Origin of the sequence: Mycobacterium szulgai (assembly GCF_002116635.1) — a bacterium.
Taxonomy (GTDB): Bacteria; Actinomycetota; Actinomycetes; order Mycobacteriales; family Mycobacteriaceae; genus Mycobacterium; species Mycobacterium szulgai.
In genome coordinates, this window is sequence record NZ_LQPW01000167.1 from 173,246 (window position 1) to 200,206 (window position 26,961).

Sequence of the window (26,961 nt, forward strand, 5' to 3'; positions counted from 1 at the left end):
GTCAGGCGGATATGGTGCACGGCGTTACCGGCGCATAGCTGCCCAACACAGGCCGCGGGCGTCCCTGCGGCGGCCACGGTCGCAGCCCCATGTTCGCCAGATAGCGCACCGGGCTGGTGTGCCTACCCTCGACACGAACCTCGAAATGCAAGTATCCGTCCGGTGATTCGGCTTCACCGCCGAGTGTGCCGATCCGCGCGCCCGCGGTTATGTGATCGTCGATCGCGATCGGCCGGTCGCCATCGGATCGGAACACGTAGACGGTATCGACATTCGCGTTGGAGATCGTGACGGACAAAAACCCGCTGTTCAGATCGAGATCGACTGCACGACCGACTATTCCGGAAGCGACAGCGTATATCGGGGTTCCGCGCTCGGCGGCGAAGTCGACGCCAGGGTGAAAGCCACCCGCTTTGGGGCCGTAGGCAGAACCGAAGGCCAGTCGCTCCCGGTCGATGGGCAGCCGCGCGCCCGGCTCGGCCGGGTCGAAGTCGCCGCGCTTGCGCCGCCAGTAGTCGGCCTTCAACAGATCTATCTCGTCGAGCGCATAGCCGAAGAGTAGGGCTCGGTCGTAGGGTACGCCAAAGTTCAATTGACAGTTGGGATCTAACCTGCGGTAGTGCTCGACCTTAGCGATCCGTTCTGCAAGTGAAGCCCACCCGGTGTGGACCAACCGAATCTCATTGACCAGTTCGATCCGGCCGTGGTCGGTGATGTTGACGGGCCAGTGCGTATTGTGCAGCGCCTTCGATCCTGCGCGTAGGCCCGGGTACCAGCGCCAGAACGGCCCGCGGACAGATTCCGCGCTTCCCATAATCGGGATCATGTCCGGGAAGTCCGGATCATCCCAGCTGGGAATCATCGGGCACATCAGCGCGGCGACGTCCGGCGGTGTGCGTGACAGGACTTCGCGGATGTCGACGTCGGCCTGAACGAACTGATCCGAATCGATCATCAAAATCCAGTCCGAGCGGCAGAAATCGGCCATCCGGTACAGCAATTCCAGCCCGGCGGACTCGGGAATCAGCCACGGCGTCGGCGGCAGATCCGAACGGGCGCGAACGATGTTCGTCACCGCAGGATGTCGCCTCAGGATCGGGTCGGTGTTGTCGGTACTGCGGTCGTCAATCACATAGATGTCGTCACACCAGCCGGCTAACGAATCCAACGCTGTCCGCAACGTGCGCTCTCCGTTGTGCACACGAAGCAGGGCCAGAATCCGCATCGCCCCTCCGCTACCCAGGGCGGGCCTCGGTCCGCCAGCCAAACCGCATCCAGTACGCAAGAACTCGCGTTCCACCCTATGGCGCAACGCCGAGGTCCGACACGGAATTCGGCCATTCCGGCGGTGGATTCAGCTTTAGTAACTCAGTCGCAGCCGTCACCGAATACATTGTGCGAAATTCACCGAGTTAGCTAGCATACGCCCGTGGACGACAGGCTTGCATACCCTGATCAAGCCGCGTTTCTCGCGCTGCGGGCACTTGGCTTTGCGACGCTCATCCAGTTCACCTGGATTTACGACCGTGCAATTGATATTGACGGATTAGTTCGCTTTCAGCACAACCTTGGGCAAGGGTTAATGGGGCGCAGAGTCGAACGATCACCGCTGGGTTTCGCGCGTGATCGGTGGGTCCTATCTCCGGCACCGAAAAATCTCGACATCGCGCCGAAGCCGCGTCGACGCGCTGATTTCAGCGCGTGGGTTGACGAGCGGGCAGGCGTACCCATCGATCCCGAGCACGGACCCAGCTGGCATCTCGGCGTGCTTCCGCTCGAGGACGGTGGGTGCGTGGTGAGCCTGGTGGCTTCGCATGTCGTTATCGATGGGGTCGGGATGTGCCTTGCGATCGCCGATGCGGTCGAGGGCAGGACTCGCAATCTGGGTTATCGGCCCGCCGGTTCGCGCACGCTCGGGCGGGCTCTGATCGAGGACGGCTGGCAAACCCTCGCCGCGACACCGGAGTTGACGCGGGCAGCGGTCGCCGGCGTGCGGTGGGCCTGGCGCAACCGGGCGGACCTCTTCACGTCCAACGTGGCCACGCCAATTTCCTCGCGGGCCGCTGCTGGCGATCACGCCGTTTCGGTGCCCACTCTCATCGCATACCTCGACGCCGAAGAATGGGATGATTGCGCGAGACGCCTTGGCGGAACCAGCAATTCGCTACTTGCAGGATTGGCGTCCCGGCTCGCAGTCAGGGTTGGACGCGTTAGTGACGATGAAACAGTAACCCTCTGGATTCCGGTGAACGAGCGTGCCCCGGACGATGCGCGTGGGAACGCGTGGACGAGAGCGATCGTCAAGGTCAACGCGACGGGCGCGGCGCGAGACCTCAGCGAGATCCGGGTCAAGATCAAGCAGGCACTTATCGATCAAACACCGAGCTCCAACGAGTGGTTCGCACTGCTGCCACTGACATCGATGACGCCGAAATGGCTCTACAGAAGGCTGGTGACGATGTGGTCGAGTGTCACCGATCTTCCGATTGATTGCTCCAATTCCGGTCAGCTGGACACCGCGGTAAACCGACCGGACGGGACCGAAGCCGACTACCTGTCCGTACAACCGATCGAGCCCGGTATCAAGAAGAGCCGGCTCGAGCATATGGGTGGACAGCTCTTCCTTGGCTCGATGCGGATCCATGGAAAGATCTGCATCTCGATCACCGCTTATCTTGTCGGCCGCCGAAATTCCAAAGATGAGCTGCGCGAACTGATATCACGCACCTTCGCCGAATTCAATCTGACTGCGGCGATCGACTGATTTGCGTCCAAGCGAGGCGAGGGTCTCAGCGATCACCGGCCTCACCTAGATCGGCCGCCTCCTCCTCACTCCGCTACACGGAGCGCATCGTCGCCGGCCCGAGCCCAACTGGCCGCCTCCTCCCTCACTCCGCTACACGGAGCGCATCGTCGCCGGCCCGAGCCCAACTGGCCGCCTCCTCCTCACTCCGCTACACGGAGCGCATCGTCGCCGGCCCGAGCCCAATTGGCCGCCTCCTCCTCACTCCGCTACACGGAGCGCATCGTCGCCGGCCCGGGATATCGCGACCCGAACGCCGTCGCCGATCTCGACTCCGTCGGCCGGTTCGCCGAATTCGAATCTGGTAGCCAGAATTTCACCGGCGATCAGATCCCGGTGCGCATGTGCCCAGTCTTGCCGCTCGGCAGGTACCGCGATAACCACCTGGATGCGGTCGGACACATCAAGACCGGTCGTTTTGCGCAGCTCCTGCAGCTCGCGGATGCGGTCCTTGGCCCAGCCTTCGGCTTCCAGCTCCGGCGTCACCGTGCCGTCGAGGACAACCAGGCCGGTGCCGCCCGGCAACGCCGCGGTGAACTCCGGGTCGGCGGCCACCAGCCGCGAGCTGTACTCCTCGGGCTGGAGCACGGCAGGGCCGGCGGTCAGCGTCCCATCCGGATTGACAACGCCCTCGCCGGCCTTGACCGCCTTGATCGCCGCCTGCACATCCTTGCCCAGCCGCGGGCCGGCGACCCGTGCGTTGACGGTGAGCTCGAAGCGGCCATAGGTGTCGATCGCGTCGGTCAGTTCGACCTGCTTGACGTTGAGCTCGTCGCCGATCAGATCGGCGAACGGCTTCAACCGTTGCGGATCTTCGACGGCCACAGTGAGTTTCGGCAGCGGCAGCCGCACTCGCAGCTTCTTGGCCTTGCGCAACGACGACGCCGCCGAGCAAACCTCGCGCACCTGATCCATGGCGGCAACCAAGTCGGCATCGGCGGGCAGCTCTTCGCTGCGCGGCCAGTCCGTCAGGTGCACCGAACGCTCGCCGGTGATCCCGCGCCATACCATCTCGGTGGTCAGCGGAAGCAGTGGAGCAGCCAGCCTCGCGGTCACCTCCAAAACGGTGTGCAAGGTGTCGATCGCGTCGACGTCTTCCTCCCAGAACCGCGAGCGCGACCGTCGCACATACCAATTCGTCAGCGCCTCGGCGAACTGCCGCAGCTGCTCGCAGGCGCCCGAAATGTCGCAAACCTCCATCGAATCGGTGAGGTCATCGCGCAACTCGGCCAGCTTGGCCAGGATGTAGCGGTCCAGCACGTGAGACGAATCAGTGCGCCAAACACCGACTTTCGGCGCATACAGGGCCAGGAAGCTGTACGCGTTCCACAGCGGCAGCAAAACCTGCCGCACCCCCTCGCGGATACCTTGTTCGGTGACGATCAGATTCCCGCCGCGCAGGATCGGCGACGCCATCAGAAACCACCGCATGGCGTCGGAGCCGTCGCGGTCGAACACTTCGTTGACGTCGGGGTAGTTGCGCCGCGACTTGCTCATCTTCTGGCCGTCGGAACCCAGCACGATCCCGTGTGCCACACAGCTTTTGAAGGCGGGCCGGTCGAACAGCGCGGTGGCCAGCACATGCAGGGTGTAAAACCAGCCGCGGGTCTGCCCGATGTACTCCACGATGAAGTCGCCCGGGTAGTGACCTTCGAACCAGTCGTCACTCTCGAATGGATAGTGCACCTGGGCGTAGGGCATGGAACCCGAGTCGAACCAGACGTCGAGCACGTCGGGGATGCGCCGCATCGTGCTGCGGCCGGTCGGGTCGTCGGGGTTGGGGCGGGTGAGTTCGTCGATGTAGGGCCGGTGCAGGTTGTCGGGCCGAACGCCGAAGTCGCGCTCCAGCTCGTCAAGGCTGCCGTACACGTCGATGCGCGGGTAGGCCGGGTCGTCGGATTTCCACACCGGAATCGGCGTACCCCAGTACCGGTTTCGTGAGATCGACCAATCCCGCGCACCCTGCAGCCACTTGCCGAACTGGCCGTCTTTGACGTGTTCGGGATACCAGGTGATCTGCTGGTTGAGTTCCACCATGCGGTCGCGGAATTGGGTCACCTTGACGAACCACGACGACACCGCCCGGTAGATCAACGGGTTTCGGCAGCGCCAGCAGTGCGGGTAGGGGTGCTCGTAGGTCTCATGGCGCAGCAGCACCGCGCCGTTGACCGCCGCGGGCCCGCTCTGATTCTTCAGGTCACGGATGATCTGGGTGTTGGCCTCGAAAACGTGCTGCCCCTGGTAGTCCGGGACGCTGGCGTCGAAGCGGCCCTTGGAGTCGACCGGCGTAACGGGCACGATTCCCACCGGGTCGGTGGTCGCCATGTCGTCTTCGCCGTAAGCCGGCGCCATATGCACCAGTCCGGTGCCGTCCTCGGTGGTGACGAAGTCGGCCGAGAGCACCTGAAAAGCGTTGGGCGACTCCATGAAATAGGCAAACGGCGGCAGATAGCTCGTACCCAGCAGATCCGCTCCGCGGTAGCTGCCCAACACCTCGGGCTCTTCACCGAGTTCGCGCGCGTAGGCGGCCAGCCGCGCCTCGGCCAGCACGAAGCGCCGATCGCCAACCGCGACCTGCACATAGGCCACATCCGGGTGCACAGCCACCGCCAGGTTGGACGGCAGCGTCCACGGTGTGGTCGTCCACACCAGCAGGTAAGCGCCATCCAGCGCGCCGCCCGTGACCTGGAAACCGACGGTCAAAGCGGGATCCTGCCGGCTTTGGTAGACGTCGTCGTCCATCCGCAGTTCATGGTTGGACAGCGGGGTTTCGTCGCGCCAGCAATACGGCAACACCCGGTAGCCCTCGTATGCCAGGCCCTTGTCCCACAGCTGTTTGAAGGCCCACAGCACCGACTCCATATAGCTGATGTCGAGCGTTTTGTAGTCGTTGTCGAAGTCGACCCAGCGGGCCTGGCGGGTGACGTAGGCCTGCCATTCGTCGGTGTAGCGCAACACCGATGCGCGGCAGGCATCGTTGAACGCGGCGATACCCATGACGTCGATCTGGGACTTGTCAGTGATGCCCAGCTCGCGCTCGACTTCGAGCTCGGCGGGCAGCCCGTGGGTATCCCAGCCGAAGCGGCGTTCCACCTTGTAGCCGCGCATGGTGCGGTAGCGCGGCACGATGTCCTTGACGTAGCCGGTGAGCAGATGCCCATAGTGCGGCAGGCCGTTGGCAAAGGGCGGGCCATCGTAGAAGACGTACTCCGGGGCGCCGTCGCGGCGGGCGATGCTGGTCCGGAAGGTGTCGTCGCGAAACCAGTAGTCGAGGACCTCCAGCTCGAGGGCCGAGAAGTCGGGCGCGCCGCCGCCCAGCTTGGGATATGCCCTGGGGTCAGCGTTATCGGTCAAAGTCCGTCGTCTCCCGTGTGCCACGTCAGGCCCGGGGACGACGGTGCGCTGATGCGCAGCCGCCGCGGTACCACCCCGCTTGCCACGCTGAAGCGTGACCGCTCAACTTGAGGCTGTGACGGGCCTACCCGTTCGGCTCTACTGGGCCTGGCTGGCTGTTCTTCCGAAGGCTCCCCGGTGATGGCCGGATCGATGCCGTTGGGTCGATTCTACGGCTCCAAGGGGCTACCTGGCCGCAGGCGGTACCTGCAGCCGGGTAACCCCTTGTAGCCGGGCTTGGTCGTTCATCGACTAGGCCTGGATTTCGAGGATCCCAGCCCGCCACAGCGCTGCGTACATGTGGCGCAGCGGAACGGTCAGCAACCGGGCCGCCCCGTCGACCAGCGGGTCGCCACCGGCGCCGAAAGGCTTGCTGTCGGTCCGGCGCGCCGCCTTCTTGGGCGCGGGCGCGGGAACCTCGATGGGCGCGGTGTCGCGCACGACGTGCAGCTTGGGCGCGGCGGTTACGGTTACTACTTCGTCGTACAGAACAGCGGTCATGATCGCCTCCTAGCGGGGAATCAAGCGGAACATCTGAGCTACTGGGACTGGCTTGGTTCCGTCCCGTAGCGGTTCCGATCTAGAGGCGCTTGGCGTCTGCGATGACGACTCAGCGAAGAGCAGCGCGGCAGAGATCGGTTCGGGACGAAACGGCGCCCGGATATCGATCCGGACTATCACTGGAACTCATGCGTCCCTCACCTCCTCATGGCCACACCGCGTGCGGACAACCGCACGATTTACGCGCGCACAAAGGAGCACAGGAAAGACCGACGACCGCCGGAAAATCCGCACCCCTCTCGTCAGAGCTTTGGCACCACACGACGTGTCCGATAAATCGGAAGCCACCTGGGCTCAACCCTTAAGCCGGGAGGAGCTGTCCTGACCCGGGGCGTCTTTCGACGTTCGGGGTCAGTGGCCTGTGTTCGTGTAGCCGCCTCACCTAACGAGGTGCTTACCGGACCGATGATGCACGACCCATCCGACTCGGTCAACGTGATCGAGGCCCTGTGTCCGAATCTTTACGCTTTCACTAGGCCCACTGACAGCAATTGGTCAGGTTTGTGGCCTCTGACCTGGTGTTATGGACGTCACAGTCAACCGTGTGAATCACGTAAGAATCGTCGCTGTGAGGTCACGACGGGCGCGGGCGCAGCCCGTCGAGCACCAGCGAAACGACGAAATCCGCGACGTCGGCCGCGCCGACGTCGTCGTCGGTGTTCAGGCGCCGATGCGCCAGTTGGCCCACCAGCGCGGCCACGGTGTAGGCGACCATCCGCGGTGGGGCTGCCACCACCTCGCCACCGTCTTGAGCAGCTACGACAAAGATTTCGATGTCGTCGATGAACCGCTCGTAGATCCCGCCCAGGTGCTTCTCGAATCGGTCGCCGAGGGCGTAGGCGTCGCGGAAGAGCAGCTTCACCGTGGCCTTGTCGGCTTCGAAAAACTCGAACGTCGCCTGCACAGCGGCTTGTAACAGGCTCCGGAACGGCGCTTCGCCCCCGGTCAACGACGACAACGCCGCGGTCAGATGTGCCCGCAACGCGTCTTCCTCGACGGCCATCAACGCATGGAATAGGTCATCTTTGGAGTCGAAATACCAATAGACCAAGCCGTAGGCCATGTCGGCCTGCTTGGCGATGTCGGCGATGGTGGTGGCATGAAAACCCTTGGCGGCGAACACTTCTTTGGCCGCGGCCATGATCTCCTCGCGCCGCTGCAACTTCTCTTCGTCGCTGACCGCACGCCGGCGCCGGGTACCGGCGCTGCTCACTTCACGTCACCTGTCAACGAGACCCTCGAGCTGCCCGATCGTATCGATGAACTCCTCGACCATCTCGAGCACCACCGAGCGCGTCGGGCGCACGCGCTGCAGCGAACCGACTACCTGACCGACGAAGTAGGTCGCCAGCTCACGAGCCTTGGCGCCGGGCTGCCCCGCCGCCTGGTTGATGCGCAACTGGGGCTCATTGATCAGCGCGTTCTGCAGCGGCATGCCAAGGGGCTTGGGTGTGTCGGGCCGCTCCCACTCGTCGGTCCAGGCCGTACGCAGCATGCGTGCGGGCTTACCGGTCATCGATCGGGACCGCACCGTGTCCGACGAACTCGCGGCCAAGAACTTGTCCTTGACCACCGGCGGCGTCTCGGCTTCTTCGGTGGTCAACCACACCGAGCCACACCACACACCTTCGGCGCCCAGCGCCAGGGCCGCGGCGATCTGGCGGCCGCGCGCGATGCCGCCCGCGGCCAAGACCGGCGTCGGGGCCACTGCATCCACCACTTCTGGAACCAGCACCATGGTCGATACTTCGCCGGTGTGGCCGCCGGCTTCGGTGCCCTGGGCGACGATCAGGTCCACGCCCGCGGCCGCGTGTCGTCGTGCGTGTTCGGTGGTGCCGGCGAGGGCGGCCACCAGCACATCCCGCTCGTGCGCCCGCTCGACCAGGTCGTGCGGCGGCGGCCCGAGCGCGCTGGCGATCAGCCGGATGTCGTGGGCGAAGGCCACCTCCAGTAGCGGCTCGTAACCCTTGGGTGAGATGTTGAGCCCGCCGCCACCGGCAGCCACGCGCTCGTCGGCCGGTGCGACAATTCCGTACCGGGCCAAAAGATCTTCGACGAACGCGCGGTGCTCCTCGGGCAGGAGGTCCTGGACCTGCTTTGCGTTGATTCCGCCTTGCTCGGCGCCAACGTACTTGGGCGGCAACAACAGATCGACGCCGTAGGGCTTGCCGCCGGTCTGCTCCTCGATCCAGGTGAGTTCGCTATCGAGCCTTTTGGGGCTGTGCGCGACGGCGCCGAGCACACCGAACCCGCCGGCGTTGGTGACCGCGGCCACGACATCGCGGCAGTGACTGAAGGCGCAGATGGGAAACTCAACACCGAGCAATTCGGCGACTCTGGTTCGCATTTCGTGGACGCTAAAAGCTATTGATTGATATGTCAATCGAGTCCGGTAGCCTACCCGCTATGGCCGAGCCGTTGACCGCCGCAGAGCAGCACAAGCGCCGTCAGGCGGTACGCGATCTGATGCAGAGCACACCGTTCATCGGCGGGCTCGGCCTCGTCTTCGAACGCTACGAACCCGACGACGTGACGATCCGGCTGCCGTTCCGCGAGGACCTCACCAATGACGGCATCTACTTTCACGGCGGGGTGATCGCCTCGGTGCTCGACACCGCCGGTGCCGCCGCCGCGTGGTCGAACCACGACTTCGACAAGGGCATGCGCGCCTCGACCGTCGCGATGAGCATTCAGTACACCGGCGCCGCCAAGCGGTCAGATCTGCTCTGCCAGGCGAGAACCGCGCGGCGGCGCAAGGAACTCATCTTCACCGAGATCACCGCCACCGACCCGGACGGCAATGTCGTGGCCCATGCCGTGCAGACCTACCGGATCGTCTGAACCCCAAGGCTTTACACCTTCGCCCAACGTGCACTCAGGGTGAAAAAATCGCCAAAATGTCGCAGTGATTACACGCTCGGCGAGCTACTGGGGCGAGACGCCGTCCGGCGGCCAGCTCGCAACCCCTTCTTCCAGCGGGACCTGCAGACTCTTCAGCAGCGACGCCACCATCCGCCAAGAGCCTATGGCCGTAACGAGTTCGATGAGAACCGTTGTGTCACCCTGCAATTCGCGCTCACAGGCGGCCCAGCTCTCCGCACTGACCGCGCCGTCGCGCACGACGTCGTCGGTGGCCGCGAGGACGGCGCGCTCGGTCGCCCCGAAGCCGGAATAGCTTTGCCAATCCCGCACCCCGAGCAGGTCCTCGGCCGTCACGCCGAGCCCGGACGCCACGCGCCAGTGCTGGGTCCATTCGTAGTCGCAGGCGGTGAGCCAGCCGATGCGCATGATCACCAGTTCGCGCAATCTGGGTTCCAGCGCACCGTGCCACAGCATCGTGGCGAGCAGATCATTGAATGTCCGCGCCAGCCGTGGATGGTTCAGCAGAACCTGAAAGATGCTGAGGTCGGCCATGTAATCGGGCACACCGGCTTCGTCGGCCGCGGCTTTGGCCTCGGCGACCGGCAACAGGGGCACCCGGGTCGGCTTCATGGATGTCATGGTGTGAGCACTCCGTGTATCGGCGGCAGGGCGTCGCGTTCTCCGGCCATGGTAGCCAGCAAATCCTCGGCAGCTTCGAAGCGCACGCAACGGCGTGGCACGCTTTCGAAGGGGTAGCGACCAGAACGCAAGAGGTCGAGAGCGGCCCGGTAGGCGGGGGTGTCCACGCCGAGGGCGCCGATCACCCGTAGCTCCTTGACCACGACCACGTCGGGGGAAAATCCCGGCGCGCCGCTGCCGAAGCCGCGCGTTCCGGCGACGACGACGGTTCCGGCGGGACGCGCCAGTGCGATGGCTTGGGCGAACGCCGCCGGCGCCTTCGCAGTCACGTCGACCACGACGTCGGCCAGCCCGCCGGTCGCGCGCGACAGGGCGGCCACCGGATCCTCGACCGTCACGTCGACGGCCAGGTCAGCTCCGAACTGCGCGGCCAGCGCCAATCGCTCGGCGTCACGCGGACCCGCTCCGGTCACCAGCACGAATCCCGCACCCGCCTCTTTGGCCGCGGCAGCGGCGCACAAGCCCCGGATACCCGGGCCCAGAACCGCGACGACATCACCGGTCTTAGTACCCGGAACGGTTGCGCCCCAACGTATTCCAGCGCCCAGCGGGTTGAACAGCGTAGCCACTTCGGGGCGCAGGTCACCGCTCACCGGCAACACCATGGAATCGGGTGCCAGATACTGGTATTCGGCGTAGCCGCCCCACAGTCCGGGAGGGCGGTCAGCCGGAATGAAACCGTACATGTCGGCGAGACCGTGGCGAATGCAGCGCCGGTACTCCCCCGAAAGACACTGCGCGCATTGGCGACAGGACTGGAACACCTCGACGGCCACCCGGTCGCCAGCGGACACGCCCCAGCGCTGGGCCGCTCGGGCTCCGATCACCTCGATCGTCCCGACCGTTTCGTGGCCGGGCACGAACGCAAAGCCGCCAGAGAGCTCGCCGGTGTACTGCTCGTGATCGGTCCCGCACAGCCCGCAGGCCTCGACCCGCACCAATGCGTCGTCAGCGCCGATATCTGGAAGTCGAAACTCGCGAGCGACCAAGCTGCGCGGGGCGTCCAGCACCAATGCCCGCGCAACCGAGCCGTCCGGCATGGCTCTAAGCGTCCAAGCGGCTGAACTCGCGTTGCCGGTAGAGCTCGACACACTGTGCGCGCCTGATCTTGCCGCTGGTGGTGATCGGAATCGACCCGGGCGATACCAGCACGAGGTCGGCCACGCTCAGTCCGTGCGACTTGTAGATCGCCGCGTTCACGTCTTGCTTGATGACGCGTAGCCGGTCCTTGGCATCCTCGTCGGTGTCGCCGCGCTTCTTGACTTCGACGATGGCAACCAGCTTCTCGGCGCTACCGTCCGGAACCCCGATCGCCGCGCAGCGGCCCGCGGTAATCTCCTGGATCGTCGCCTCGATGTCGTCGGGAGAGTGGTTGCGCCCGTAGATGATCAGCAGATCCTTGATGCGTCCGAGGATGTACAGTTCGCCGTCGGACAAGAAGCCCGAATCTCCGGTTCGCAGCCAGGGGCCTTCGGGCGTGCCCTCCACCGGGTTGGCGATCTTTGCGCCGAAGGTGCGGTCGGTCTCTTCGGCTTTCTGCCAATAGCCGGCCGCGACGTTTTCTCCGTGCACCCAGATCTCGCCGACCACTCCGTCCGGGCATTCGGTGCCCGTGTCGGCGTCGACAATGCGCACCGCCAGCGACTTCGGTTCACCGTAACTGACCAGCGGGGTGCCGCTTTCGGTCGACGACGGGACGGCTTGGCCGGCAGGCAGTTTCTCGGATTCGAAGTAACCGATCTTGGGTGGTTCAGTCGCGGTACGGGTCGCGATGTACACCGTCGCTTCGGCCATCCCATACGCGGGCCGCAGTGCCTTGGCGGGAAAGTTGAAGGGGGCGAACCGATCGGCGAAACGCTTGAGGGTGGCGGGCTGCACTCGCTCGCTGCCGTCGAGAATGCTGTGTGCGCCACTGAGATCGAGCCCGACCATGTCCTCGTCCGACGTCTTGCGCACCGCCAGCTCGAACGCGAAGTTCGGTCCGCCCGAAGCCGTACAGCCGTGACGCGCGAGCAGTTGTATCCAGCGGGCCGGTCGCTGCAGGAATCCCACCGGACTGGTCAGCACGGTGGGCTTCCCGATAAGGATCGGCATGATGGCTCCCAACAGGAGGCCCATGTCGTGATACAGCGGCAGCCAAGACACCACCGTGAGGTCGGATGGGACCACTCCCCCCTCGCCGGCAAAGAAGTCGGCGACCATCTGGGCGAAATTGGCGAAGACGTTCTTGTTCGTGATGCCCACCCCGGCCGGCGCCCGGGTGGAGCCCGAAGTGTATTGCAGATATTGGATCTCCGGCGCGTCCTTAACGCCACGCGAGCCACCCGGCCGCGGCCGTGCATCCAGGTCCAGCAAATCAAGTTCGACGAGTGCCGGTGTGTTTTGTCCGGGATGCGGCTGCGCGTGCGGGGCGACATTGTCGACGACGGCCGACGTGGTCAGCAGGACAGTCGGCGACGTGTCGCTCAGCACCGAAATCGTCCGCTCATCGTGGGCGCCGCCGTAGGGCACCGTCAGCGGAACGGCGGTGAATCCGGCCTGCAGGGCACCCAGAAATCCGACGATGTATTCGAGGCCCTGCGGCGCGAGGATGACTGCCCGATCACCGGTCGAGCCGCAATCCTTGATCTGATCGGCAACGTTGAGCATTCGCCGATACAACTGTGACCACGTCAAAGTCTGGGCAACGCCGTCCCAATCTTGCTCGTAATCGATGTAGGTGATTGCCGCATCGTTGGGGTTGAGACTGGCGCGCTCGCGCAGCACAGAGGGAATGGAAGAGCCGACCACGTGCAGCAACACTACCTGTTTCGCCTTCACCGCAACCCCGGTTTGCCCGCCCCAGCACCTGCCGCACCCCCGCCGGACAAAACGTCGGCGCGTTGCTCCCCGATCTGATGGCCCTGAGCAGGGAAGATGGCCGTCAAGACCGAGCGCTGCACGCAATTGCCGAGGGGATCAAGCCATGGGTGTCACTCCGATCGCAGTCATCGGCATGGCATGCCGCCTCCCCAGAGGCGTTGATTCCCCAGACCGGTTTTGGGATGCATTGCTGTCCGGTGACGACCTGATCAGCGAGATTCCCAGCGATCGATGGGACGCCGACGAGCACTACGACCCTGAACAGGGTGCGCCCGGCCGGTCGGTGTCGCGATGGGGTGGGTTCCTCGACGACGTCGCGGGCTTTGATGCCGAGTTCTTCGGCATCAGCGAGCGAGAAGCCACCGCGATCGATCCGCAGCACCGTTTGCTGATGCAGACCTCGTGGGAGGCGGTGGAGCACGCCGGCCTGGATCCCAAAGCGTTGACCGGCTCGCTGACCGGTGTGTTCGTCGGCATGTGCCACGACGACTACGCGTTCGTGACCGACCAGGCAGGCGCCCGGGCTGACGCGTACGCCTTCACCGGAACCGCCTTCAGCATGGCGTCCGGGCGGGTGTCCTACGCCATGGGATTGCGCGGTCCGGCGATGACCGTGGACACCGCCTGTTCGTCGAGTTTGCTTGCGGTGCATATGGCTTGCCGCAGTTTGCATGAGCAGGAGAGCAACCTCGCGCTGGCCGGCGGTTGCCTGGTGATGCTGGAACCGCACGTGTTCAGCTCGGCCTCGGCGCTGGGCATGTTGTCTCCCACCGGACGCTGCCGCACGTTCGACGCCTCCGCCGACGGGTTCGTCCGTTCCGAGGGCTGTGCCATGGTGCTGCTCAAACGGCTGCCCGACGCCCAGCGAGACGGCGACCGCATCCTGGCGGTGCTGCGCGGCACGGCCACCAACCAGGACGGCCGAACCGACACCATTGCCAGTCCGTCGCGGGACGCGCAGGTCGAGGCCTACCGCGCGGCGCTGGCCGCGGCCGAGGTGGACGCCGACACCGTCGGCATGGTCGAGGCACACGGTACCGGCACTCCTGTTGGCGACCCGATCGAATTCGCCAGCTTGGCACAGGTGTACGGCGCCAACGGGACTCGATGCGCGCTGGGATCGGCAAAAAGCAACCTGGGACATACCGAGGCCGCCGCCGGCGCGGTAGGGATCATCAAAGCGATCCTGTCGGTGCAACACGGCGTGGTGCCGCCGATGCTGCACCACACTCGCCTGCCCGACGAGCTTGCCCGGATCGACACCGGACTCTTTGTGCCACAGGAGATTACAGCTTGGCCAACAGCGGGACCGAAGCATGGTCACCAACCCCGGCGAGCGGCCGTGTCCTCGTACGGCATGTCCGGCACCAATGTCCACGTCATCCTCGAGCAGGCCGGCCAAACCGCAACGGTAGCCTCTCCAACGCAGCCGGCAGGGCCCGAGTTGTTCGTATTGTCAGCAACTTCGGCCGAGGCGCTGCGCCACACTTCGCGCCGGCTGGCCGACTGGATCGACGAGCAGACCAACCCGGTGCCACTGCCGGATCTGAGCTACACGCTGGCACGCCGGCGGGGCCATCGTCCGGTGCGTACCGCAGTGGTCGCGGACGGTCACACCAAGCTGATCGAGCGCTTGCGTGAGGTGGCCGACGGCGACGCCCCGTACCAAGCAGCGGTCGGCCAGGACGACCGCGGACCAGTGTGGATCTTCTCTGGCCAGGGCTCGCAGTGGCCGGCGATGGGCGCGGACCTGCTGGCCAGCGAGCCGGTATTCGCCGCGACCATCGCCAGGCTCGAGCCGCTGATCGCCCAGGAATCGGGTTTCTCGGTCACCGAGGCGATGACCGCGCCGCAGACCGTCACCGGAATCGATCGGGTCCAGCCGACCCTGTTCGCCATGCAGGTCGCGCTGGCAGCCAGCATGAAGTCTCACGGCATCACGCCGGGTGCGGTCATCGGCCACTCACTCGGTGAGGTCGCCGCCGCCGTCGTCGCCGAAGCGCTGTCGTTGGAAGACGGGGTACGCGTCATCTGTCGGCGTTCCACCCTGTGCAACCGCATCCGGGGCATCGGCGCGATGGCGGCGGTGGAGTTGCCCGCCCAGCAGGTGCGCGAGGAGCTGGCCAAGCGGCGCGTCAGGGACGTCGTGATCGCCGTCGTCGCCTCGCCGCAGTCCACCGTGATCGGCGGGGCCACCCAGACGGTTCGCGACCTCGTCGCGGCGTGGGAAGAACGCGACGTGCTGGCCCGCGAGGTCGCCGTCGACGTGGCCTCGCACACCCCGCAGGTCGACTCGATACTCGACGAGTTGTCCCGGGCGCTGGCCGACGTAACGCCACTGGCACCGCAGCTTCCGTACTACTCGGCCACCCTGTTCGATCCCCGCGAACGACCGGTGTGCGATGCCCGGTACTGGTCGGACAATCTCCGCCATACCGTGCGCTTCTCCGCGGCGGTCCGGGCCGCCCTCGAGGACGGGTACCGGGTGTTCGGCGAGCTGTCGCCACACCCACTGCTCACCCGCGCCGTCGACCAGACCGCGGCCAGCCTGGACCTTCCGGCCGCAGCCCTGGCCGCTATGCGGCGCGAACAGCCGCTGCCAGCCGGGCTGCGCGCCCTGGTGGGCGACCTGTACGGCGCGGGTGCGGCGATCGACTTCTCGGTCACCCATCCCGTCGGGCAGCTGACCGACGCGCCACTGCCCATCTGGACCAGCCGTCGCCTGCTGCTGGAGCCGGCCGGCCGGCCCGCGGGTGCCAATACCTCCAATACTGTTGTGGTGCATCCGCTTTTGGGCTCGCACGTGCAGCTGTTGGAGGAGCCGCAGCGGCATGCGTGGCAAGCGGAGGTGGGCACCGCCGCGCTGCCATGGGTGGGCGACCACCAGATCAACTGCGTGGCCGCGCTTCCCGGCGCCGCTTATTGCGAGATGGCGCTGGCCGCGGCCCGCTCCGTGCTTGGCGAGCAGTCCGAAGTCCGCGATATCCGCTTCGAGCAAATGCTGTTGCTGGACGAACAGAGCCCCGTCGGCGCCGTCGCGTCGATGGACGGCGACGGTGTCGCCGCCTTCGAGGTGGAGACGTTGCAGCAGGGCGAGCGGGTGCGGCACGCCAGCGCCAGGTTGGGTGTCGTCGTCGATGACGACCCGCCACCCGCCCGGGATATCGGCGCCCTGCTGAAGGCCCATCCGCATCGCATCGATGGCGACCGGCTGCGGGAGTGGTTCGACGCGCGCGGTGTCCAGTTCGGCCCTGCGTTCACCGGCCTGGCCGCGGCCTATTTGTCAGAAGGCGCGATCGACGCCGTGCTGGCCGAGGTCGCCCTGCCGACGTCCATCCGGACCCAGCAAGCCGGATTCGATGTGCACCCTGCGCTGCTGGACGCGTGTTTTCAATCGGTCGCGGCCCACCCTGCCGTGCAGGAGATGGGAAACGGCGGCCTACTGCTCCCGTTGGGTGTGCGCCACTTGCGCGCCTACACACCGACCCGCACTGCCCGCTACTGCCTCACCACGGTGACCGCCTGCACCACCGACGTCGAGGCCGACATCGACGTCATGGACGAGCACGGCAGGGTGCTGCTGGTGGTGCGCGGGCTGCTGATGGGCACGGGTTGCTCGGCAAGCACCGAGCAGGATCGGCTGCTGGGCGAACGGCTGCTGAACATCGAATGGCAACGCCGCGAGTTGCCCGAAACCGAGACCCAGCCAACGGGCACTTGGCTGATGATCGACAGCAGCACCGCTGCCGATGGGGCCGCTACGCCGCTGGCGACGCAATTGAGCGACGCGTTGACGCGGCACGGCGCGACAGTTGTCAACGCCCCGGAACTCCGGCCTGACATCGAGCACCTGGTGGTTCTGACCGGACGGCCGACCGGCGATGGCGTTCTGGCCAGCGACTACGTCGAGCAGCTGGTGCGCCTCGCGGCGGAGTTGGCCGACCTGCCCGGCAAGGCGCCGAGGTTGTACGTAGTGACCCGCGGCGCCCAGACGGTACTCGCCGATGACCGCCCAAATCTGCAACAGGCCGGGTTGCGTGGGCTGCTGCGGGTGATCGGCGCCGAGCACCCGCATCTGCGTACCACTCATATCGACATCGACGAACAGACCGGCGCCGGACAGTTGGGCCGCCAGCTGCTGGCCGGCTGCGACGAAGACGAGACCGCCTGGCGTAACGACCAGTGGTACACCGCACGGTTGTGCCCCGCTCCCCTGCGCCCCGACGAACGGACCGCCACCGTCGTCCGCCATGCCCAGGACGGAATGCGGACCGATATTCGCGCCCGCGGAGACCTGGAGACGCTGGAATTCGTTGCCTTCGAGCGAGTTTCGCCGGGGCCCGGCCAGATCGAGGTCGCGGTCACCGCGTCCAGCATCAACTTCGCCGACGTTCTCGGCGTATTCGGCCGCTACCGCACCAGCTTCGGGCCGCAGCCGGGACTGGGTACCGATTTCGCCGGTGTGGTGACCGCGGTCGGACCTGACGTCACGACGCTGAAGGTCGGTGATCGGGTCGGTGGCCTCTCCCCGCACGGCTGTTGGGCGACGTTCGTCAACTGCGACGCCCGCCTGGCCGCCAAGATTCCCGAGGGCCTGACCGACGCCCAAGCCGCCGCGGTCAGCACGGCATCCGCGACCGCCTGGTACGGACTGCACCACCTGGCCCGGATCAAGGCCGGCGACAAGGTGCTGATCCATTCCGGGACCGGCGGCGTCGGACAGGCGGCAATCGCGATCGCGCGCGCAGCGGGAGCCGAGATCTTCGCCACCGCGGGCAGTCCGCAGCGCCGGAAGATGTTGCGCGACATGGGTATCGAGCATGTATATGACTCGCGCACGGTAAATTTCGCCGACCAGGTCCGCCGTGACACCGCCGGCGGGGGCTCCGCGGACGGCAAGGGCTCCGGGGGGGTCGACATCGTGCTCAACTCACTGACCGGGGCGGCGCAACGCGCCGGGGTGGACCTGCTCACTTTCGGCGGCAGGTTCATCGAGATCGGCAAGCGCGACATCTACGGCGATACCCGGCTCGGGCTCTTCCCGTTCCGCCGAAACCTGACGTTTTTTGCCCTTGACCTGTGGTTAATGTCGATCACCCACCCCCAGGAGGTACGTGAGCTGTTGGACACGGTGTACCGGCTGACCGCAGACGGCGTGCTCCCAATGCCTTCGAGCACGCATTACCCACTCGCCGAGGCAGCTACCGCGCTGCGGGTGATGAGCGCTGCCGAACACACCGGCAAGCTCATCCTCGACATACCGCAAGCCGGAAACAGCAGCGTGGTGATTCCGCCGGAGCAGGCTCGCGTCTTCCGTCCCGACGGCGCCTACATCATCACCGGCGGTTTGGGCGGCCTCGGCTTGTTCCTCACCGAGAAGATGGCGGCCGCCGGCGCCGGCCGCATCGTCCTCAACTCTCGGGCTGTGCCTAACCAGAAGGCCATGGAGACAATAGAACTCATCCGCGCCACCGGATCTGACATCGTGGTGGAGTGCGGCGACATCGCACTCGCCGACACCGCACAGCGGCTTGTCACCGCAGCAACGGCCACCGGGCTGCCGTTGCGTGGTGTGCTACACGGCGCCGCCGTCGTCGAAGATGCCACCCTGACCAACATCACCGCCGAGTTGATCGAGCGGGTTTGGGCGCCAAAGGTTTACGGCGCGTGGCATCTGCACCAGGCCACGGCAACTACACCGCTGGACTGGTTCTGCGTGTTCTCCTCGGCGGCTGCCCTGCTCGGCTCACCTGGTCAGGGTGCATATGCCGCCGCCAATAGCTGGCTGGACGCGTTCGCCCACTGGCGACGGGCCCAAGGGCTTCCGGCCACCGCGATCGCGTGGGGTGCGTGGGCCGAGATCGGCCGAGGCGCTGGCCTGGCCGAAAGCGGCGACACCGCGATGATCACCCCCGACGAGGGTGCCCGCGCGTTCGAGGCGCTGCTGAGCCACACCCGTGGATACAGCGGGTACGCACCGATCGCCGGATCGCCATGGTTGACCGCCCTGGCCCAACGGAGCCGATTCGCCGACGCATTCCGCTCCGCCGGAGCAAAGCGCTCGACCCACGGCAGGTTCCGCGCCGAACTCTCCGAGCTCTCCCACGACGAGTGGCCAATCCGCTTCAGGCGACTCATCTCCGAACAAGTGGGCCTGATCCTGCGCCGCTCCGTCGACCCTGACCGGCCGCTTTCCCAGTACGGGCTTGACTCGCTGGGCAACCTGGAACTGCGAACCCGCATCGAAACCGAAACCGGCATACGCATCCATTCGACCGACATCACCACGGTGCGCGGCTTGGCCGATCACCTGTGCCAAACGCTGGCACCAACCGGAAACGCCGCAGCGGCAATGTAAGGCTCAGCGGCCGACATGAAATAACCTGGAATTCAGGGCTGAACCGAAGGAGCGATGTTGGTTGTCTTGGGCCATCTGGGTCTAGAGACCGTCGACAACTGGGCTCCCGACCCCGGCTCGGTGTGGTGCTGGCACCCCGCACCGGCCTCGCTGGAAGCAGCACGCCAAGCACCGATAAGTGCTGTGCCGCCAAGCTATATCCAAGCTCGTCACCTCCGCGGCTATCGCGACCAAGCCGCACGCGGCCGTGAAATGTCGCGACTCGTGGTCGCCGCCTTGGATTTCCGCGGCCAATGCGACATCCGCGCGATGACGTATGTCCTCAATTCGCACCTACGCCGGCATGACACGTTCCGAAGTTGGTTCGAATTCACCGACACCGGACGCATCGTCAGACACACGATCGGCAATCCCACTGATATCGAACTGATTCCGGCTGAGCAGGGCGAGATGACGCCCAAGCAATGGCAGGACTACATACTGTCCACGCCGAGTCCGCTGGAGTGGGATTGCTTCAGGTTCGCGGTTATTCAGCGCGACGACCACTTCACCTTCTGCTTCAGCGTTGATCACCTTCATGTCGATGCGACATTTCTGGGTGCCGTGTTCTGGGAGATCCAGGGCTTGTACGACGCGCTAATGGACGGCGGCGGCCCGATTCCCTTACCAAGCGTCGGCAGCTACGACGAGTACTGCCTGCGGGAGCGCGCCCACACCTCGGCGCTGACATTGGCCTCACCGGAGATTCGGCAATGGATCGAATTCTTCGAAAGCGACGCGGGAACACTGCCCGCATTCCCACTGCCGCTAGGTGACACCTCGCTGGTCACCAGGGGTGAATTGCTCTCGCTGCGACTGATGGACGCACGCCAGACCGCAGGATTCGAAGCGGCCTGCACCAGCGCCGGAGCCCGGTTCAGCGGTGGCGTGTTCGCGGTCGCCGCACTGACCGAATACGAACTCACCGGGTCGGACACCTACCGCGCCGTCACCCCTACCAGCACCCGCAGCACCCCGGAGGAGCTGATGACCACCGGGTGGTTCATCGGCCATATCCCGTTTACCGTGGAAGTCGGCCCGTCGTTTGCTGAGACTGCCCGCCGCGCGCAGAGCTCCTTCGATGCCGGCACCCCGTTGGCCAACGTGCCGTTCGAGCGGGTACTGGAACTAGCACCATGGCTCGAGACGACCCCACGAGGCGGCTTTCCCATGCTCTCGTTCCTGGACGCCGGGGTACCTCCGCTTTCAGCTGTGATCGCGATGAACCTGGAAAGAATGAATGCCAAAGTCTTCAGCGATGGCAGGATCGCGGCGCGAGTGTGCATGTGGGTCAACAAATTTCAGAACGAAACCACCGTAACCGCCTCGTTCCCCAACAATCCGATAGCCCATGAATCGGTGACGCGCTACCTCGAAGAAATGAGGTCGATATGCGGCCAAGTCGCCGACGGCTTGATCGACCGGCCCAGCAAGATCGCGGTTGGACGCCACCGGGGCCAGCTTCAGCGGCAACGGCCCTGATCACAGCGGACAAAAGCGCCCCGGAATATCTCGATTCCGGCCTCTGGCGACGCCGAAAGGCATAGCCTGAACATCGGAGTCGGACCGCTTTCCACACTTCGGCGATTCGCCTTCCAAAAAGCAGAAAATTGCGTGGTGTTTGACGTGGTTCGGGGGCCCCGCTGGCTACCAAAGCCGACCCGGCTGGCTGCCCCTTCCACCGTCGCTTCGTGGCCAAAAGGCGGGGAAGGTGCCATCGGGCCGCGAGGTGCCAAGCGCGGTCTGGAACATCCGTACACATCCGCCCGCTAGTGCCACACGCTGGCACTTTGCCTATTGACTCGAAGGTCAACAAGGCCTGTAACCGTCTCGAAATTGACGTCACCGGCAGGAAGTTTTTTTGTACGTACGCACGATTTTTCCACGCGTGCGAAAACAACCGGCTACGCTGCTGATCACGCCAATCACCAATCCGTTTGGCTGAAGTGTGGGGGTCGATGGGAGCGCCCGGTGCTGCGATTGGCGCAGCCCGGAGCAAGGTTCGACGATGCGCCACCGACAAAAGCTTGAACGCGGGTAAGGAGACGAGAAGGACCGTGGATACGACACGCGTTACGCCGGTTGCCGTCATCGGTATGGCGTGCCGGCTGCCGGGGGGCATCGACTCACCTGAGCTGTTGTGGGAGGCGTTGCTGCGGGGGGACGATCTGGTCACCGAGATCCCCCCGGATCGCTGGAACGCGGATGAGTACTACGACCCCGAGCCCGGCGTGCCCGGCCGGACGGTATCGAAGTGGGGCGCGTTCATCGACGACGTCGCGGGTTTCGATGCCGATTTCTTCGGAATCAGCGAGCAGGAGGCGACCGCGCTGGATCCGCAGCATCGCTTACTGCTGGAAACCGCCTGGGAAGCCATGGAGCACGCCGGAAACACCCGGGCCGATTTAGCCGACACGCAGACCGGCGTGTTCATGGGAATGACCAGCGGCGACTACACCTTGCAGACCGCTGACGCCAACGCGCTGGACGGGCCCTACGGATTCACCGGCAACAACTACAGCTTCGCCTCCGGGCGGATCTCCTACACCTTGGGACTGCACGGTCCCGCGATGACCGTCGACACGGCGTGCTCGTCCGGCCTGGTCGCCGTGCACTCGGCCTGCCGCAGCCTGCACGAGAGCGAATGCGAGCTGGCGCTGGCCGGCGGTGTCTCGTTGACGATGGACCCGCGCAGGTTTGTCTCGGGCTCGCTACTGGGTATGGGGTCCCCTACGGGACATTGTCATGCGTTCGACATCGCAGCGGATGGATTCGTAGTCGGTGAGGCTTGCGTTGTGCTGTTGCTCAAGCGTTTAGCTGATGCACAGCGAGACGGCGACCGGGTTCTGGCCGTCATCCGCGGCACGTCATCCAACCAGGATGGCCGCACCGTCAACATCGCCACACCCTCCGGACCCGCACAGGTCGCGGCTTACCGCGCGGCACTCGCCGCGGGTGACGTGGACCCCTCGACCATCGGCATGGTGGAAGCGCATGGCACCGGTACTCCGATCGGCGATCCCATCGAGTACGCCAGCCTGGCGCAGGTGTACGGCATCGACCGCGCCTGCGCACTCGCGTCGCTGAAGACCAATTTCGGGCACACCCAGTCGGCATCCGGTGCGCTTGGGCTGATGAAGGCAATCCTTGCGCTGCAGCACGGTGAGGTTCCACAAAACATCCACTTCACCCAACTGCCCGACGAGATGGCTGCGATCGAGACCAATCTCTTTGTGCCAAAGGCGAATACACCGTGGCCGGACAATGCCACCGGCGAGCCGCGGCGCGCGGCGGTGTCGTCATACGGCATGTCGGGTACCAATGCTCACGCCATCGTCGAGCAAGCTCCCGCGGGTGTCGCAGCCGACGCTGGGGCAAACGATTCCGGCGCGGCCGGCCCGCATGTGTTTGCACTGTCGGCCACCTCACCGGAAGGACTGCAGCAAACCGCCGCGCGACTGGCGGATTGGGTGACCGAGCGCGCAGGTGACGTCGACCTGGCTGATGTGGGCTTCACGCTTGCTCGCCGGCGCGGGCACCGGCCGGTGCGTACGGCCGTCATCGCCGCCAGCCCCGAGGAGCTGTCCGCGGCGCTGCGTGAGGTCGCCGAAAGCGAAACCCCATACCTGCCCGCGGTCGGTCAGGATGATCGGGGCCCGGTGTGGGTGTTCTCCGGGCAGGGTTCGCAGTGGGCGGCGATGGGTGCTGACCTGCTGGCCAGCGAGCCGGTGTTCGCCGCCACCATCGCCACGCTCGAGCCGCTGATCGCCGCGGAGTCGGGCTTCTCGGTGACCGAAGCGATCACGGCACCGGAGGTCGTCACCGGCATCGACCGCGTGCAGCCGACCCTGTTTGCCGTTCAGGTCGCACTCGCGGCGGCGATGAAGTCCTACGGCGTGCAGCCCGGAGCGGTCATCGGTCACTCCATGGGCGAGTCCGCTGCTGCGGTGGTCGCCGGTGCGCTGTCGCTGGAAGACGGGGTACGGGTGATCTGCCGGCGCTCCAAGCTGATGACGCGCATTGCCGGCAGCGGGGCGATGGCCTCGGTGGAACTGCCTGCCCAGCAAGTGATTACGGAATTGATGGCCCGCACGGTCGACGACGTCGTGGTCGCCGTTGTCGCCTCGCCGCAATCCACGGTGATCGGCGGGGCAACCCAGACGGTGCGCGATCTGGTGGCGGCATGGGAAGCGCGCGATGTGATGGCTCGCGAGGTGGCCGTCGACGTGGCCTCGCACTCCCCGCAGGTCGACCCGATCCTGGACGACCTTTACGAGGTTCTGGCCGATATCACTCCGCTCACTCCGGAGTTGCCCTACTTCTCGGCGACCTCGTTCGATCCGCGCGAGGAGCCCTACTGCGACGCTAACTACTGGGTGGACAACCTGCGCCAGACGGTGCGCTTCGCGGCGGCCGTGCAGGCCGCGATGGAAGAGGGCTATCGCGTCTTCACGGAGCTGTCGCCGCACCCGCTGCTGATGCATGCGGTGGATCAGACCGCCCGCAGCCTGGACATGTCGGTGGCGGCTTTGGCCGGAATGCGGCGTGAGCAGCCGCTGCCCTACGGGCTGCGTGGGCTGGTGGGCGATTTGTATGCGGCCGGCGCGGCGGTGGACTTCTCAGTGCTCTACCCCGGCGGTCAACTTGTGGACGCGCCGCTGCCCACCTGGGCGCACCGCCGGCTGCTATTAACCCCCGGCGGCCAGGAGTCACGCGCGCGCGGCGCTTCGATGGTCCCGGTGCATCCGTTGGTGGGCCCGCACGTGCGGCTCGCCGAGGAGCCGGAGCGCCACGTTTGGCAGGGCGAGGTCGGCACCGCAGCGCTGCCCTGGATGGCCGATCACCAGATTCACGGAACGGCCGCTCTGCCCGGGGCCGCCTATTGCGAGATGGCGCTGGCCGCGGCCGGCACCGTCTTCGGCGAGGCGTCCGAGGTTCGCGATATCCGCTTCGAACAGCTGCTGCTGCTCGACGAGGAGACTCCCGTCAGCGTGACCGCGACGGTGGAGGCGCCCGGCGTGGTCACGTTTGCGGTGGAGACCGAAGACGAGGGACAACGCTCCCGGCGGGCCTCCGCGGTGCTGCACGCCATCGAAGATGTCGACCGGCCACCCGCTCAGGACATCGACGAGCTGCTGGCGAAGCATCCGAACCCGGTGACCGGAGATGACCTCCGCCAAGGTTTCGACCTGCACGGCATTCAGTACGGTCCGGCTTTCACCGGCCTGGCGACGGTGCACACCGCCCAGGAGACCGGAGGTACCTCCGTGTTTGCCGAGGTAGCCCTGCCGAGCTCTATCCGTGCCCAGCAGGACGCCTATGGGGTGCATCCGGCATTGCTGGACGCGTGTTTTCAGTCGGTAGCGGCCCACCCGGCCGTCCAGGGAGTGGGTAATGGCGGTTTGCTACTCCCCTTGGGTGTGCGCACGCTGCGCTCGTACGGGTCGGCCCGCTATGCGCGGTACTGCTATGCGACTGTGACCGCGTGCGGGTCCGGTGTGGAAGCCGACCTGGACGTGTTGGACGACCACGGCGCAGTCGTGCTGGCTGTGCGTGGACTGGAGATGGGAACCGGCGTTTCGCAGGGCAGCGAGCGCGATCGGGTTCTGGGCGAGCGGTTGCTGACCATTGAGTGGCAACAGCGCCAGCTGCCGGAGAACAGTCATGCCGAGCCCGGCACCTGGCTGTTGATCAGCACCTCGGACGCCACCGAGCTGGTGGCCGCGGAATTGACCGACGCACTCAAGGTGCACGATGCGCAGTGCAGCATGATCTCTTGGCCGTTCCAAGCCGATCATGTGGCCCAAGCCGCGCGGTTACGTGACCAGCTCGGGACCGGCGGGTTCACCGGTGTGATGGTGCTTACCGCGCCGCGCAACGGCCACCCGCAAGAAGAATCCGGCGCCCGCGGCGAACAGCACGTCCAGCATGTGGTCCGTATCGCCCGGGAAATTCCGGAGATCGCGGCCCAGGAGCCCCGGTTCTACGTGTTGACCCGCAATGCCCAGACGGTGCGGTCCGAAGATTGCGCCAACCTCGAGCAGGGTGGTTTGCGTGGGCTGCTGCGGGTGATCAGTGCCGAGCACCCGCACATGAAGGTCAGCTACATCGACGTCGACGAGGCGACGAGCACCGAATCGGTGGCGCGTCAGCTGGTGTTGGCTTCCGACGAAGACGAGACCGCCTGGCGCCACGACGAGTGGTACACGGCGCGGCTGTACCCGGCCCCGCTGCGTCCCGAGGAGCGCCACAGCACCGTCGTCGATCACGCCGACGCCGGCATGCGCCTGCAGATCCGCACCCCGGGCGACCTGGAAACGCTGGAGTTCGCGGCGTTCGATCGGGTGCCGCCGGGGCCCGGGCAGATCGAGGTGGCCGTCAGCGCGTCCAGCATCAACTTCGCCGACGTACTCGTCACCTTCGGCCTGTATCAGACCGCGGACGGCAAACAGCCGCAGCTGGGCACCGATTTCGCCGGTGTGGTGACCGCGGTGGGCCCCGACGTGACCGACCACCAGGTGGGCGACCACGTCGGCGGCATGTCGCCCAACGGCTGCTGGAGCACGTTCGTCACCTGTGATGCGCGCATGGCCGTAAAGCTGCCGGAGGGTCTAACGGATGCTCAGGCGGCGGCGGTGACGACCGCGAGTGCCACGGCCTGGTACGGGTTGCAGGATCTGGCCCGGATCAAGGCCGGCGACAAGGTGCTGATCCACTCTGCGACCGGTGGGGTGGGTCAGGCGGCGATTGCGATCGCGCGAGCGGCCGGCGCCGAGATTTATGCCACCGCCGGCAGCGAGAAGCGCCGGAACCTGTTGCGCGACATGGGTATCGAGCATGTCTACGACTCGCGCAGTGTGGAGTTCGCCGAGCAGATCCGTCGCGACACCGACGGCTATGGCGTGGACATCGTGCTCAACTCGGTGTGGGGAGCCGCACAACGCGCCGGAATCAAACTGCTGGCAGTGGGTGGCCGGTTCGTCGAGATCGGCAAGCGCGACATCTACGGCGACACCAAGCTCGGGCTCTACCCGTTCCGGCAGAACCTCTCCTTCTACGGCGTCGACCTGGGGCTGATGGCGGCGAATCAACCGGCCGCGGTCCGCGAGTTGCTGGCCACGGTGTACCGGTTGACCGCCGAGGGCGTGTTGCCGATGCCCGAGAGCACGCATTACCCGCTGGCTGAGGCGGCCACTGCGATCCGGGTGATGGGAGCCGCCGAACACACCGGCAAACTCATCCTTGATGTGCCCCACGCCGGGCGCAGCAATGTGGTGCTGCCGCCCGAGCAGGTCCAGGTTTTCCGCGGGGATGGGTCCTACATCATCACCGGTGGTCTGGGCGGGCTGGGTTTGTTCCTGGCCGAGAAGATGGCCAATGGCGG

At 65.7% G+C, this 26,961-nt stretch carries 13 protein-coding genes and 1 riboswitch; of the genes, 5 read left to right on the top strand and 8 right to left on the bottom strand.

Annotated elements, in window-relative coordinates:
* Position 1: 1 nt before the first annotated feature.
* Complete coding sequence (locus AWC27_RS26640) at positions 2–1,225, bottom strand: peptidoglycan DD-metalloendopeptidase family protein (protein ID WP_085673455.1); 1,224 nt, start codon at positions 1,223–1,225, stop codon at positions 2–4.
* A gap of 204 nt (positions 1,226–1,429) precedes the next feature.
* On the opposite strand from AWC27_RS26640, the gene AWC27_RS26645 reads away from it, so the two are divergent.
* Positions 1,430–2,764 (top strand): condensation domain-containing protein, encoded by a 1,335-nt coding sequence (locus tag AWC27_RS26645; protein ID WP_085673457.1) that lies wholly within the window; start codon positions 1,430–1,432, stop codon positions 2,762–2,764.
* A gap of 240 nt (positions 2,765–3,004) precedes the next feature.
* On the opposite strand, the gene ileS is transcribed toward AWC27_RS26645, so the two are convergent.
* The 4 genes from ileS to AWC27_RS26665 form a co-directional block, all read right to left on the bottom strand.
* Entirely contained in the window at positions 3,005–6,157 is a 3,153-nt protein-coding gene (gene ileS / locus AWC27_RS26650; protein ID WP_085673459.1) for an isoleucine--tRNA ligase, read from the bottom strand.
* A gap of 291 nt (positions 6,158–6,448) precedes the next feature.
* Entirely contained in the window at positions 6,449–6,697 is a 249-nt protein-coding gene (locus AWC27_RS26655; protein ID WP_085673461.1) for an Rv1535 family protein, read from the bottom strand.
* 287 nt (positions 6,698–6,984) lie between these two features.
* Positions 6,985–7,154: riboswitch (M-box (ykoK) riboswitch) on the bottom strand.
* Between the two features lie 177 nt (positions 7,155–7,331).
* Positions 7,332–7,970 carry a TetR/AcrR family transcriptional regulator gene (locus tag AWC27_RS26660; protein WP_085673463.1) on the bottom strand — a complete coding sequence of 213 codons (639 nt, stop codon included), beginning with the start codon at positions 7,968–7,970 and terminating at the stop codon, positions 7,332–7,334.
* Positions 7,971–7,976: 6 nt separating this feature from the next.
* Entirely contained in the window at positions 7,977–9,104 is a 1,128-nt protein-coding gene (locus tag AWC27_RS26665; RefSeq protein WP_085673465.1) for an NAD(P)H-dependent flavin oxidoreductase, read from the bottom strand.
* 59 nt (positions 9,105–9,163) lie between these two features.
* Between AWC27_RS26665 and AWC27_RS26670 the strand changes: the two genes are divergently transcribed.
* Positions 9,164–9,598, top strand: coding sequence for a PaaI family thioesterase (locus AWC27_RS26670; protein ID WP_085673467.1), 435 nt, complete (start codon positions 9,164–9,166; stop codon positions 9,596–9,598).
* Between the two features lie 84 nt (positions 9,599–9,682).
* Here the strand turns inward: AWC27_RS26670 and AWC27_RS26675 are convergent, their stop codons facing one another.
* The 3 genes from AWC27_RS26675 to AWC27_RS26685 are packed head-to-tail and all read right to left on the bottom strand — an operon-like array spanning position 9,683 to position 13,108.
* Positions 9,683–10,249, bottom strand: coding sequence for a carboxymuconolactone decarboxylase family protein (locus AWC27_RS26675; protein ID WP_085673469.1), 567 nt, complete (start codon positions 10,247–10,249; stop codon positions 9,683–9,685).
* Positions 10,250–10,254: 5 nt separating this feature from the next.
* Positions 10,255–11,358, bottom strand: a complete 1,104-nt coding sequence (locus AWC27_RS26680) for a zinc-dependent alcohol dehydrogenase (RefSeq protein WP_085673471.1) — start codon at positions 11,356–11,358, stop codon at positions 10,255–10,257.
* Between the two features lie 4 nt (positions 11,359–11,362).
* Positions 11,363–13,108 carry an AMP-binding protein gene (locus tag AWC27_RS26685; RefSeq protein ID WP_085673510.1) on the bottom strand — a complete coding sequence of 582 codons (1,746 nt, stop codon included), beginning with the start codon at positions 13,106–13,108 and terminating at the stop codon, positions 11,363–11,365.
* 175 nt (positions 13,109–13,283) lie between these two features.
* Between AWC27_RS26685 and pks2 (AWC27_RS26690) the strand changes: the two genes are divergently transcribed.
* From pks2 (AWC27_RS26690) to pks2 (AWC27_RS26700), 3 genes are all read left to right on the top strand, one after another.
* Entirely contained in the window at positions 13,284–19,538 is a 6,255-nt protein-coding gene (pks2, locus tag AWC27_RS26690) for a sulfolipid-1 biosynthesis phthioceranic/hydroxyphthioceranic acid synthase (protein WP_085673473.1), read from the top strand.
* 54 nt (positions 19,539–19,592) lie between these two features.
* On the top strand, positions 19,593–21,059 hold the full coding sequence (locus tag AWC27_RS26695; RefSeq protein ID WP_169726868.1) for a condensation domain-containing protein: 1,467 nt from the start codon (positions 19,593–19,595) through the stop codon (positions 21,057–21,059).
* 614 nt (positions 21,060–21,673) lie between these two features.
* On the top strand, positions 21,674–26,961 hold a 5,288-nt coding region (gene pks2 / locus AWC27_RS26700; RefSeq protein ID WP_245847533.1), incomplete at its 3' end, for a sulfolipid-1 biosynthesis phthioceranic/hydroxyphthioceranic acid synthase.

Coding starts and splice junctions, on each gene's coding strand:
- AWC27_RS26665 (WP_085673465.1), bottom strand. CDS start 9,104: ATGCGAACCAGAGTCGCCGAATTGCTCGGTGTTGAGTTTCCCATCTGC.
- AWC27_RS26680 (WP_085673471.1), bottom strand. CDS start 11,358: ATGCCGGACGGCTCGGTTGCGCGGGCATTGGTGCTGGACGCCCCGCGC.
- AWC27_RS26675 (WP_085673469.1), bottom strand. CDS start 10,249: ATGAAGCCGACCCGGGTGCCCCTGTTGCCGGTCGCCGAGGCCAAAGCC.
- AWC27_RS26640 (WP_085673455.1), bottom strand. CDS start 1,225: ATGCGGATTCTGGCCCTGCTTCGTGTGCACAACGGAGAGCGCACGTTG.
- AWC27_RS26670 (WP_085673467.1), top strand. CDS start 9,164: ATGGCCGAGCCGTTGACCGCCGCAGAGCAGCACAAGCGCCGTCAGGCG.
- pks2 (WP_085673473.1), top strand. CDS start 13,284: ATGGGTGTCACTCCGATCGCAGTCATCGGCATGGCATGCCGCCTCCCC.
- AWC27_RS26695 (WP_169726868.1), top strand. CDS start 19,593: ATGTTGGTTGTCTTGGGCCATCTGGGTCTAGAGACCGTCGACAACTGG.
- AWC27_RS26655 (WP_085673461.1), bottom strand. CDS start 6,697: ATGACCGCTGTTCTGTACGACGAAGTAGTAACCGTAACCGCCGCGCCC.